This window comes from Paenibacillus sp. RRE4, assembly GCF_031844205.1.
Classification (GTDB): domain Bacteria; phylum Bacillota; class Bacilli; order Paenibacillales; family Paenibacillaceae; genus Paenibacillus; species Paenibacillus xylanexedens_B.
The window spans coordinates 683,130-694,523 of sequence record NZ_JAUZUT010000001.1; the positions used below are offsets into that span (position 1 = coordinate 683,130).

Genomic DNA, 11,394 nt, shown 5'->3' on the forward strand with positions numbered 1-11,394 from the left:
TATGTTTCGATAATGAAAATCATTATCACTAGTATACATAAGGGGGATTTACAAATGAAACAAGGAATACAGGGGCAAGCGGCCGGAAGCAAAGGCTATGCTGCTCACAAATCATCATTACTCATGGGCTTGATGCTAGCCCTGATTCTTGTCCTGACGGCTTGCGGTGCCGGAACAGGTACAGATAGCGGTAAACAATCCGAGGCAACATCTTCGGATACACCTGCGAGTACTGAGACGAAGACTGACGGTGCTTTTCCAGTAACGATCAAGGGCATGAAGGGTGATATAACCCTAAACGAAAAACCGAAGAGAATTGCCGTGCTCGATGTTAAGTTTTTGGATCAAATGTTAGCGGTTGGCGAAAAGCCAGCAGGTAGTGTTATCGCTGGAGGAAACACTGATTTTCCAGAATACTTGGGAGACCAGCCAAATGGCGTTGAAGTGCTGGGTACACGGGACGAGCCTAACTTGGAAGCCATTGTTGCACTTGACCCGGATCTGATTATCATGACCGACTTCCAAGAAAAGCAGTACGAGAGTGTAAGCAAAATTGCACCTACCCTGGTACTCGATTTCTACGAAGACTGGCGTGATACGTTAGCTACAGTAGCTAAGATTACGGACAAGCAAGACGAAGCAGAGAAAGTGCGCACAGCGTATGAAGAGAAAGTGGCAGGAATGAAAACGAAACTGGCTGAGAAGCTGGGTGATGAGACGGTAGCATTGATTCGTCCACGTAAAGAAGGTATCCGTGTTCATGGCATCGAGCACCGTACAGGTGGCATTCTGTATAATGACCTGGGCTTGAAAATGCCTGCACTTGTTGAAGGTATCAAGGATGATACTTCCGTAGAGATCTCTATGGAGAAAGTGCCTGAGATTGGGGCAGATCGTTATTTTGTATTGTCGGATGAGCTGTTTGCCGCAGAAGCAGAGGCGATGGTAAACAATCCGGTATGGAAGTCTCTGGATGCTGTGAAAAATAACCGCACGTATGATGTAAACTCCACACTATGGATCGCATACTACGGACCGCTTGCGATTAATCTGATTGTAGATCAGGCTTCGGAAGCCCTGCTGGGATCGAACTAATATGAGCCGATATCTCTCGACAGACCCATGGAAAGAGACGGTGGAGGATCATTCGATTTTGCTTGGCGAGCCGCCTCAACATAGTGTCCGTAGCATTGCGCTGAGTGAGCTGCATGACGAAGAGGCGTGCCGAGAGTATATCAGCTGGTTTCAACATTATATCGATGCACCAGACATGAAGGTTGCTGCTTCCATGTTAGCCAAGCGACTTGGATATCTATGGACAGCCCCGTTGGTGACCGCGATGACATTTCATCATCAGCATGTAACCTTTCAGCTGGAGAACAGCTTTCTCTATCATCCGAAGCTCGAAGAACATGAAGAAGGAACACGTTTTCCTTTTCTAGCGGTGAACGAGCTTCGGGCTGAGGAATTGACGGGAGACCGGGACGTATGGCGGGAAAAGGCGGTTAAGGAGATGTTCGCGGTACAACTGACACCACTGTTAAAGACACTTGCTGCGATTGCTACCCTTTCGATGAGTATTCTCTGGGAGAATATCATGGTACGGATCGGGCGATTATTCTCTCCTGATGAAGGCGAGACGGAGCAGGAACGTAAGATCATTCGAGAGGACTTCTCCTATCTGACGCAGGTGGCGTCCGGGCAAGTGTTTGGTGAGAGGAAGAATCCATTGACCCGTTTCACCGATTGTAAGGACAATGTACATGTTGCCAAAAGTGATCGGCTCACCTGCTGTTTCTGGTACCAGATGTCAGGGGAATATTGCCTCAAATGTCCGAAAATTGACAATGAGAAAGAATCTCAACTACAATGACAACAGCAATGATTATACCGATGCGATTGTCAGGAGATGAGAGAAATGCCGCTGCAAGAGCAGCGTTTTACACGAAACAAATATAACTTCTAGTGTACTATTGATGGAAGGGGAGCTTGCAATGGATGGCGAGGGTTGCCACATTGGAGCTTCTTTTGCCTGTTATAGAGGGGACAATCCACATAATTGTGTAAAAAAAGCTCCTATCAGATTGCCCCAAATTCCAACTTTTACATCAACTTTTTAGTCGATTCCAAGCTTTAACCAACGTTTGTTCATCAGTTTACCGATCAGAACACTGACTAAAAATAAGATAAGATTATACACAATAACCGTTAATACATTGCTTAAAGAAATGAAATTGTTTCCTTGTGCAAACACTTGGTTGATGTGCCTATAAAGGTAATTTGAAGCGTCGAAAACAGCAACATATGTTAATTTATCTGAACTGGCTACTAAAACGACACTCAATATCCAGTATAAAATACTTAAACCAATACTCATCAAGATATTAGATGAAAGCAAACTGATCGTTCCAATGATAAGAATGTATTGTGTGACTACAGATGTCAACAAAAATACCATGAGCAAAAACAGACTAAAATCCTGGTACACCATAGATACAACGGAAAGGAATATGGTGATTAAAATAAGCGATTCAATAAAAAGTACGGCAAATTTATTCAAGAAGAATTTAAGACTGTCATAGGATAACAGCCTATAAAACAGAATGGTTTTATTCGAATATTCCTTATTCACGAAGAAAGCTATGATGAACGAGAACATTAAAAATCCAAATTGAGTAAAGACAGTATAGGTACTGAAAAGATACTCTCGATAACTTAGGGATGTAACTTTATCAAGACCAATAGGAAGGAACCAACCGATCAAGAACGACAACAAAAAAATAAGTGCCAGAAACATAAATACTTTATTAAATAGGCTTTTTGCAAATTCAATCATAGTCATTATTCCTCAATATATATTTTTATTAGTTGATCTTTGTTCTCGTATTGCACTAGCTTCTTGTCTTGAAAGAGGAAGTATCTTCCCTCGATGTTTTTGAGATCTGATAAATTGTGAGTGATGTTTAAGATGATTTTGTTTGAATGTTGTCTGCTATAAATGTTAAGAAATTGGTGAATCTCATTGACTGTTGTTTTATCTAGAGAATTAGTGATCTCGTCGAGTATGATCATTTCCTTATTTTCTAAAAGAAATGATACCAGCTTAAGCTTCTGTTTCTGTCCGTCACTTAGATTTTTAATGAGAATGTTGGATGGTATATTTTCAATATTCAATAAATCACTAAGCTGATCCAACATCATCCGATCATATCTTTTCATTAATATCTTAAAAAGCAATTTGGCGGAAATATCTTCAGGTATATTAGAATAACTTGAGATTACGGTCAGATTTGAGGACAAGTGTTTTGGGAAAAAACCGCTCTTATTTAGAATAAAATCTTTCGCCAGTCTGGATTTCCCCACACCGTTTTTCCCTACAATATGGTTGACACCCCCTGGTTGAAAATGTAAATGTGCGTGATCAAGCAAGAGATTATTTTTGATTTTTAACGTATAGCCACTTATATCTAAAACCATGGCATGAATTCCTCCTCTCTTAAAACCACAATAATACTGAACGTATGGCGAGTAATACCCCAATAATCTGAATGAATTTAATAATGAAATGATTTTTCTTGGAGTTTTCAAATTCATCTTTATTTAGGATTGTAAGTAAAATCTTGTATCCATCAGAGTTCAGCACCGGGATTACATTCCATAATAAAGCTAAAGAGAAGAAAATATAGGATACCGACAACATATCCATTTTCAAGAATAACGTATTGATGATCTGGATCGTTAAAATAATGAATAAATTGATATAAATTCCTGCTGAATGAACAATGAGCTTTTCTTTTTTGGATAACATATAAATATCGTTTAGTTGAACATAAAAAGAAGGAAAAACATAAAAGTTCATTTTGAATCCCACTTTGTTATGTTTTCTTCCGAAAAAATTCATAGATTTTATATGGCCAAGCTCATGAATAAAGACATTGAAAATCATGTAAGAAACAAAAATAGAATAATTCTTAAAGTTATGTTCAAATCTAGGGAATGTATAACCGAAAAAATGAATAAAATAAAGATTAGACACAAGCAGTACTAAAAAGAGTATGATGTAGATGGTGAAATTTACAGAATTAATTTTACTCTTATATTCGCTCAACTGCTCTTTTAAGGTTTCATCTAAATGGATAATGCTTGTCTTATAAAATTCTTTTTTGCACTTATCTTTAACAAACACTTCGTTTTCTACAAAAATTTCATATTCTTCGTTTTCAAACGTAAAGCACTGTTTCATACCATGCTCTCGTAATAATTCATCATATATGGTGTTAACAAATCAATATTCTCTTCCGTTTTAAATAGAATGTTGCAAATGTTACATATGGATGAAAATTGTTCTGGGATCTCAATGTGATTAAATTCAGGGTTGCTCTGAACTGTATTAATGAACCATTTAAATCCTTCCTTTCGCATAATGTAAAATAGAAGATTGGAGTTTAATTTTTCAATAGTTCTGTCAAACGTTTGATCCATGCTTTCTCTCAAATGCAATTTGGTATCAAATACTGCTGGCGAGCAACAAGGATATATTTGACCGTCAAAATGATACACGACTTCAAATCCAGGACAATACAAACTCCTTTCGTTACTGAGTTTATAAATATGTTGAAAGCTGTCCGGGTCTTCATGCTTTGCTTCTCCAACAGGCATGAGTGGAAACTTTGTCACTCTGATCCCAAGCAAAGATTCTCCCATATATTCTAATATACGATTAGACATTTTACTTTTTGTTACAGCCATATTTAGCGCCACTCTCGTACTAGAGAAGTCTCTGCTACATTCCAGTATATTTTTAATGGCATCAGCTTTAACGTATGGTTCATGAAATTCATCATAACTTATGGTTAGATTAGTCACATTGTAATACTCCATGTCGTTAAAATACTGTTCTGTTTTTTTTCTACTGATGCCCCAAAAGCCGTTACTAATAAGGGTGATTCTCTTCTGATGAGGTTTAATGATCTCTAATAGCTCTTGTAAAAATGGATAGTTCAAAAAAATCTCTCCACCTGTAAATGAAATCACGTTTATTTTATTATTTTCAGCCAATTCATGGGCAAGTTTTCTTATGTAAGTTTGATCCATAGTTTGAGTCGATGCTGGAGAACAAGAAAAGCAACAATGAGCGCAGGCTGCGTTACATTTTGCTCCAAGATTTATTACCGCATTGTTATACATAAACATTTCCTTTCTACCGTTCTTAAATGAAGTGAGATGTAAAGTACTCTTTCATACACAGTCTCTCGAAACTCCTACTAAATAATTCCCAATAAAGTAGCCAGACCTCATAATTAGTGGTTGGCAGTCTTCAGGCGCAAAATGTGCCAGAGCTCACATGAGTAATTCCCGTATGTTATGTACCAAAATGGATGAAGAAGCTTGGAGCTTTAATTGACTCAACCACTAATTTGAGTTTTAACTTTTAAGAATCATAGATTCAATAAAGCCATTTTACTTGGCTCCGCCACCTGAACCTATAATCCAAGCACCTTCTCCAGATCGGACAAAGTACCACAAGTCATTAACTTTAGCCAGTTTTTCCGATTTAAGAATCAATTCTTTAATCTCTAATTTTTTCATTTGTATTCACCTCCTCTCAATTACCACTATTATACATGTAATTGTTATACATACAAGTTAAAAATATGTTAAAAATATTAAGTGTTTGGATAGGGATTGGGATTAACGAGAGTTTGATCAATATTGATGAAGCTTCTCCTAACAACTGAATATTCGTTTCCTACATAATGTCCGTACCGTTGCTCTGGGTGAGTTGCATGACGAAGAGCCGTGCCGAGTCCGAAAATTGACAATGAGAAAGAATCTCAACTACAATGACAACAGCAATGATTATACCGATGCGATTGTCAGGAGATGAGAGAAATGCCGCTGCAAGAACAGACAAGTGGTTGGAGTGATACAGCAATCAAGATGCTTGACGGGTATAGCGGTACTTTGCAGACAGGCAGCGTTTTACACGAAACCAATGTAACTTCTAATGTGCTACTGCTGGCATACGGAGGGGAAGGGGAGCTTGCAATGGATGGCGAGGGATGCCACATTGGAGCTTCTTTTGCCTGTCATGCGGTGAAGGGATCATCCTACACGCTGACGGCCAGATCAGAGGACATTCATTATATTGTAATCAAGTACAAGGCTTCTTCCATGGAGGGAGCCTCTATTGTTATGCCTTCGTACCGAAAACATCCGCTGCGCAGATCCTTTGTGCAGAACTCGGCAACCAATGCCGAATGGATCGAAAACGCGGAGAAAATCGTGGCCAAATGGCGCCGCGGCGAAGGGCTGGAACGATTCTATGCCAACGCGTTGCTACAGGGAATGATCTACGAGCTGATCATGGCGTATGAACGTGGTCAGGGGGGAGCGAAGTCCGATATGGTGGATGTGGTCGCTTCCTATATTGCGTCGCACTATCGTCAGAACCTGGAACTCAAAGAGCTGGCTACCCTTGCGGGCTGTAGTGTGAGACAATTGCAGCGTCGCTTCAAACAAGAAAAGCGGCTCGGACCGATGGAGTACGTCATTCAGCTACGCATGGAAAGTGCTTCACGTATGTTGCGTCATACGGATGCTTCGATCGGTGAAATTGCGGACAAGCTGGGCTATCGAGACATGTATTATTTCAGCAGAGCATTTAAAAAGTATGTTGGCGTCCCACCGCTACATTACCGGCATGCCGCTGCGTCGAGAACCGATGCAGACTATGCGAAGGCGTTGCTACAAAACCGCACAGCTTCATCCTATGAATCAGCCCAAGGCCCGGTCATCTGTCATATGCAAGGAGAGTACACCGTCACCGAAACACCTCAGCGTATCGCTGTCCTTGATGTGCAATATGCCGATCATTTGCTGGCGCTGGGCTTGGCACCTGTAGGAAGTGTCGGATTAGGAAGCCGAGAGTTATCTTTCCCCCAATCCCTTCGGGCGGGACTCCAGCACACTGAATTACTAGGTACATATGAATATCCAGATCTACCTGCGGTAGAAAGACTTGCACCGGATCTGATTATCTGCACCGAGGTCCATGAGCAGTATCTTGAACGATTAAGTGGGACCGCTCCAGTGCTCATGTTCAAACGTAATGAAAACTGGCAGACGATCCTTAGTCTGTTCGGTGAACTGACAGGCAAACGAGCAGAAGCCAAGCATATTATTGCTGACTATCTTCGTAGAACGGCTTTGCTATCTGAGGAAATAGCTACAGTACTGGCAGGCAAAAGTGTGGCTCTGATCCGTCCGCTGGATTCGCTCGTTCGAGTGCATTCCGCCGCTCATCGCACAGGTGCTGTGCTGTATAGTGATCTGGGTCTGCCTGTTCCACTGTTTGTCGCAGACACCTCGGATACGGCCTATCATATTTCGGTTGAGAGATTACCCGCAGTGCAGGCAAGTCACTACTTTTTGCTGAGTAATGAGCTTATGCAGGATGGGATATCGGCGACAGAGCAGCGGGTTTTGGGAATGCTCGGTGGCGGCGAGGAGCAACGAGTGCATTCGGTGGATGCGGCAACCTGGATTGGCAGTTATGGGCCGTTGGGGATCAATGGGATTGTGGATCAGGTTGAGCAGGCGTTGTTGGGGTTTACATAAAGCATTTATCCTAATCAGGGTTCAAATAGCCATTCTAAAGACTATAGACAGGTCATCTTTTCTCTCCGTAAAGAGGATAAGTGACCTGTTTTTTTGGTTTTAATGATTTGGAGTAGGGCGAAAGTTCTAAAGATAGTTCTTAAAGCACAGGAATTCTTTTCGATAATGCCGCAAAATGAATTTTGTCTATGTAGTAAAGGTTTTATAAGGGGTTCAACTAATTCCGGTGTTCATTAATGCTTATTTTTTAGCAATAGTGAAGGCATAACGGTAACGGCCGATAGCGGCACTACGCTTGCAAGTGCAACAGTGGCGATTACAGGTAATTTTCATGCTGGAGAAGATGTGCTGATGTTCACTAATAATAACGTAGTTAGACCTTGTGGGATTTTAATAAAATCTAACCGAATTATGCTTAATGGATTGCTCTGGAAAGCCAAGTTGGTGTGCCCCTTCCAAATTATTTATAGCATAAGCATTTAAGATGAATAGTGTATCTCACGGATCGAAGTATAGATTTTTTCGAACAGTTAGTTGAAGGACATTGGAAATCACCAAGCTTGGAGAAGCTGCAGGCTGGACTACAGGGATTGAATGAAGAGCAAATAAACTTGGTTAGGTCAACACTGATTAGAAGCCTGGACAGGAGGATTCATGATTTTTTATTTAAACTCCAGGAACAAGCTGATTTTGAAAATGATATTGAAATTACGGATAGCTTCAAGAGTAGCATTGACGATATCATATTCAGATGATACGATAATCCACAAAAAGCCCAAGAACGTTAAAGGTTTAATATTGAAAAACACATCACATAGATGGAATGGAGGTGAGCCGCTATGGCGCTTTCCAAACGCAGATTGCAGTTCCTGGATCAACTGGTTGACATGTATCAGCAGAGCCGTTTGCCCGTTCATTATGAAGCGTTAGCCAAGGTTCTCGGGGTGAGTAAATGGACGGCATATGATATGCTGAAGGCTATTGAAAAAGCAGGCTTTGTCACCCGTAGCTATGAGACGAATCCAAATGTGACGGGACGTTCGCAGGTTGTTTTTACACCCACAGAGAAAGCAGCTGCGTTGCTTGGCAAAGAGGCAAAGCTGGATCAGGACGGTGAACCACAGGAGACACAGGTTAGTCTTCAATTTATTCGTGATATGTTAAGCGGCTTCAAGGACACAAGTGCGCAAGAGCTGATAACCAAACTACTAATTGAGATTCCTGAAAAAGGCTCCAATTTCGAAATCTGCGGTTACATCTCCGGCATATTAATAATATATACCAGACAATTGGATCGTCGCATGAACGCGCTAATCCGCAAATTGGTGCAGGAGACTGATGGGCATCAGCCCCGGCTGCTTATATTCATAGGCACAGTGGTAGGCACAATTGTACAAATGATGAGCAAAGATGTTGGACAGGACTTAATGGTATTGGTCGGGTCATATGTGAATCGAATACAAGCGTTAAGTCAGGCGGAGCATACGGTGCTTGCCGACTTTATTCTCGAAGCACTTGCGTAAAAGTTTCTGTGCTTAGTTTTTGGGTTTTTTGGGTGGGTGGAGAAATAATGGAGAGGCGGTGTGTAGATGAAGAAGTTAGGTTTGGTTCTGGGCGGTGGGGCTGTAAGAGGGCTTGCCCACATTGGTATCCTGAAGTCTTTGGAAAAACATCACGTTGCAGTGGATTGCGTCATTGGCACAAGTATGGGCGGCGTTGTAGGTGGTTTGTATGCCGCGGGTGTGCCTGTCCATGAGATTGAGAATACACTTATTCATACACCCAAGCTTCGTTTTCTCGATCGTGGGAATTGGCTAAAGGGCATTCTGGCTGGCAACGGGATTGCACAGGTAGTGAGCGATTTGCTTGCTGAGCATGAATTGCAAGACATATGCATTGAGCAGCTACCGATTTCGTTCAAAACGATTGCTGTGGATCTGATGGAGGGCACACAAGTTACGATAGATCAGGGCGATCTGGTGACTGCGCTTCGTGCAACATCGGCATTTCCGGGTGTTTTCGCTCCTTTGATGTGTAATGGACGAATGCTGGTGGATGGCGGGGTTCTAAACAACTTGCCGGTAGCCAATATGAAAGAGGAAAACGTAAATTGTATACTGGCCGTAGATGTATCCAGAGAGCATGAAAAGAAGCCGCCTCGTAACATGATTGAAGTGGTCTATCGCTCCTACAGCCTGATGACTGCCGAACGAAAGCATAGCAGCTTGAGCTTGGCTGATATGGTGGTCAGACCCGATGTAGGTCCGTACGCTGCCTTCGATGTTACCAAATCCCTCGAGTGTATTGCGGCTGGGGAAGAGGCAATGGAGGCGATGATGCCTGAGCTCCAGCATAGGCTAATGTTTGGGGAAAGGGATATCGCCAGATGAAATAGTGGCTGGTTCAATGGTTTATTATTATTCATCAGAACAAATGATTAGTAGTGCAACATGGGAAAGAATTAAGAAGGTATCGGAAGGTTGCTTGACTCCCTATGGGATGAGAAAGGCTTTCCTTTTTGTTTTGACTTTTGACATTGAAAATACTCGACGTATTCAAAGTCCATTGAATCGTATGGACATGAGCGGAGTCTGACATGGTGGATGCGGTCGTGTCGCACTATCGTCAGAACCTGGAGCTGAAAGAGCTGGCTGCCCTTGCGGGTTGTAGTGTAAGACAGCTACAGCGCCGCTTCAAACAAGAAAAGCGGCTCGGACCGATGGAGTACGTCATTCAGCTACGCATGGAAAGTGCTTCACGGATGCTGCGTCATACGGATGCTTCGATCGGTGAAATTGCCTACAAATTGGGCTATCGGGATATGTATTATTTCAGCAGAGCGTTTAGCCGCGAGTTATCTTTCCCCCAGTCCCTTCGGGCAGGACTCCACTATACTAAGTTACTAGGTACATATGAATACCCCGATCTGCCTGCGGTAGAACGACTTGCACCGGATCTGATTATCTGTACCGAGGTCCATGAGCAGTATCTTGAACGATTAAGTGGGATCGCTCCAGTGCTCATGTTCAAACGTAATGAAAACTGGCAGACGATCCTTAGTCTGTTCGGTGAACTGACAGGCAAACGAGCAGAAGCCAAGCATATTATTGCTGACTATCTTCGTAGAACGGCTTTGCTATCTGAGGAGTTGGCTACAGTACTGGCAGGCAAAAGTGTGGCTCTGATCCGTCCGCTGGATTCGCTCGTTCGAGTGCATTCCGCCGCTCATCGCACAGGTGCTGTGCTGTATAGTGATCTGGGTCTGCCTGTTCCACTGTTTGTCGCAGACACCTCGGATACGGCCTATCATATTTCGGTTGAGAGATTACCCGCAGTGCAGGCAAGTCACTACTTTTTGCTGAGTAATGGACTTATGCAGGATGGGATATCGGCGACAGAGCAGCGGGTTTTGGGAATGCTCGGTGGCGGCGAGGAGCAACGAGTGCATTCGGTGGATGCGGCAACCTGGATTGGCAGTTATGGGCCGTTGGGGATCAATGGGATTGTGGATCAGGTTGAGCAGGCGTTGTTGGGGGTTACATAAAGCATTTATCCTAATCAGGGTTCAAATAGCCATTCTAAAGACTATAGACAGGTCATCTTTTCTCTCCGTAAAGAGGATAAGTGACCTGTTTTTTGGGTTTTAATGAGTTGGAATAGGGCGAAAGTTCTAAAGATAGTTCTTAAAGCACAGGAATTCTTTTTGATAATACCGCAAAATGGATTTTGTCTATGTAGTAAAGGTTTTATAAGGGGTTCAACTAATTTCGTGTT

The 11,394-nt window shown here is 42.3% G+C and carries 10 protein-coding genes; 6 read left to right on the forward strand and 4 right to left on the reverse strand.

The annotated features are described in order from the left end of the window. Positions 1–54: 54 nt before the first annotated feature. The gene (locus Q9R46_RS03155; RefSeq protein WP_311278931.1) at positions 55–1,095 is read left to right on the forward strand and encodes an ABC transporter substrate-binding protein; all 1,041 of its coding nucleotides are present in this window, start codon (positions 55–57) and stop codon (positions 1,093–1,095) included. A gap of 1 nt (position 1,096) precedes the next feature. After that, positions 1,097–1,873: a (2Fe-2S)-binding protein gene (locus Q9R46_RS03160; RefSeq protein WP_311278932.1), complete on the forward strand. Its 777-nt coding sequence runs from the start codon at positions 1,097–1,099 to the stop codon at positions 1,871–1,873. 968 nt (positions 1,874–2,841) lie between these two features. Here Q9R46_RS03160 and Q9R46_RS03165 read toward each other — a convergent pair. The 4 genes from Q9R46_RS03165 to Q9R46_RS03180 form a co-directional block, all read right to left on the reverse strand. Next, the gene (locus Q9R46_RS03165) at positions 2,842–3,477 is read right to left on the reverse strand and encodes an ATP-binding cassette domain-containing protein (RefSeq protein ID WP_311278933.1); all 636 of its coding nucleotides are present in this window, start codon (positions 3,475–3,477) and stop codon (positions 2,842–2,844) included. 19 nt (positions 3,478–3,496) lie between these two features. Beyond that, positions 3,497–4,243, reverse strand: a complete 747-nt coding sequence (locus Q9R46_RS03170) for a peptidase (RefSeq protein WP_311278934.1) — start codon at positions 4,241–4,243, stop codon at positions 3,497–3,499. Continuing rightward, positions 4,240–5,187, reverse strand: coding sequence for a YydG family radical SAM peptide epimerase (locus Q9R46_RS03175; protein WP_311278935.1), 948 nt, complete (start codon positions 5,185–5,187; stop codon positions 4,240–4,242). Before Q9R46_RS03175 ends, Q9R46_RS03170 begins: the two co-directional genes overlap by 4 nt. A 273-nt stretch (positions 5,188–5,460) precedes the next feature. Beyond that, the gene (locus Q9R46_RS03180; protein ID WP_090921902.1) at positions 5,461–5,589 is read right to left on the reverse strand and encodes an epipeptide YydF family RiPP; all 129 of its coding nucleotides are present in this window, start codon (positions 5,587–5,589) and stop codon (positions 5,461–5,463) included. A gap of 303 nt (positions 5,590–5,892) precedes the next feature. Between Q9R46_RS03180 and Q9R46_RS03185 the strand changes: the two genes are divergently transcribed. The 4 genes from Q9R46_RS03185 (at position 5,893) to Q9R46_RS03200 (ending at position 11,164) form a co-directional block, all read left to right on the forward strand. Next, on the forward strand, positions 5,893–7,620 hold the full coding sequence (locus Q9R46_RS03185; protein ID WP_311278936.1) for a helix-turn-helix domain-containing protein: 1,728 nt from the start codon (positions 5,893–5,895) through the stop codon (positions 7,618–7,620). Between the two features lie 839 nt (positions 7,621–8,459). Beyond that, the gene (locus Q9R46_RS03190; RefSeq protein ID WP_311278937.1) at positions 8,460–9,143 is read left to right on the forward strand and encodes an Lrp/AsnC family transcriptional regulator; all 684 of its coding nucleotides are present in this window, start codon (positions 8,460–8,462) and stop codon (positions 9,141–9,143) included. A 66-nt stretch (positions 9,144–9,209) separates the two neighbouring features. Next, complete coding sequence (locus tag Q9R46_RS03195) at positions 9,210–10,010, forward strand: patatin-like phospholipase family protein (RefSeq protein ID WP_311278938.1); 801 nt, start codon at positions 9,210–9,212, stop codon at positions 10,008–10,010. Between the two features lie 206 nt (positions 10,011–10,216). After that, complete coding sequence (locus Q9R46_RS03200; protein ID WP_311278939.1) at positions 10,217–11,164, forward strand: helix-turn-helix domain-containing protein; 948 nt, start codon at positions 10,217–10,219, stop codon at positions 11,162–11,164. The last annotated feature ends 230 nt before the right edge of the window (positions 11,165–11,394 follow it).

Coding starts and splice junctions, on each gene's coding strand:
- Q9R46_RS03170 (WP_311278934.1), bottom strand. CDS start 4,243: ATGAAACAGTGCTTTACGTTTGAAAACGAAGAATATGAAATTTTTGTA.
- Q9R46_RS03160 (WP_311278932.1), top strand. CDS start 1,097: ATGAGCCGATATCTCTCGACAGACCCATGGAAAGAGACGGTGGAGGAT.
- Q9R46_RS03200 (WP_311278939.1), top strand. CDS start 10,217: ATGGTGGATGCGGTCGTGTCGCACTATCGTCAGAACCTGGAGCTGAAA.
- Q9R46_RS03155 (WP_311278931.1), top strand. CDS start 55: ATGAAACAAGGAATACAGGGGCAAGCGGCCGGAAGCAAAGGCTATGCT.
- Q9R46_RS03175 (WP_311278935.1), bottom strand. CDS start 5,187: ATGTATAACAATGCGGTAATAAATCTTGGAGCAAAATGTAACGCAGCC.
- Q9R46_RS03195 (WP_311278938.1), top strand. CDS start 9,210: ATGAAGAAGTTAGGTTTGGTTCTGGGCGGTGGGGCTGTAAGAGGGCTT.
- Q9R46_RS03165 (WP_311278933.1), bottom strand. CDS start 3,477: ATGGTTTTAGATATAAGTGGCTATACGTTAAAAATCAAAAATAATCTC.
- Q9R46_RS03180 (WP_090921902.1), bottom strand. CDS start 5,589: ATGAAAAAATTAGAGATTAAAGAATTGATTCTTAAATCGGAAAAACTG.
- Q9R46_RS03185 (WP_311278936.1), top strand. CDS start 5,893: ATGCCGCTGCAAGAACAGACAAGTGGTTGGAGTGATACAGCAATCAAG.
- Q9R46_RS03190 (WP_311278937.1), top strand. CDS start 8,460: ATGGCGCTTTCCAAACGCAGATTGCAGTTCCTGGATCAACTGGTTGAC.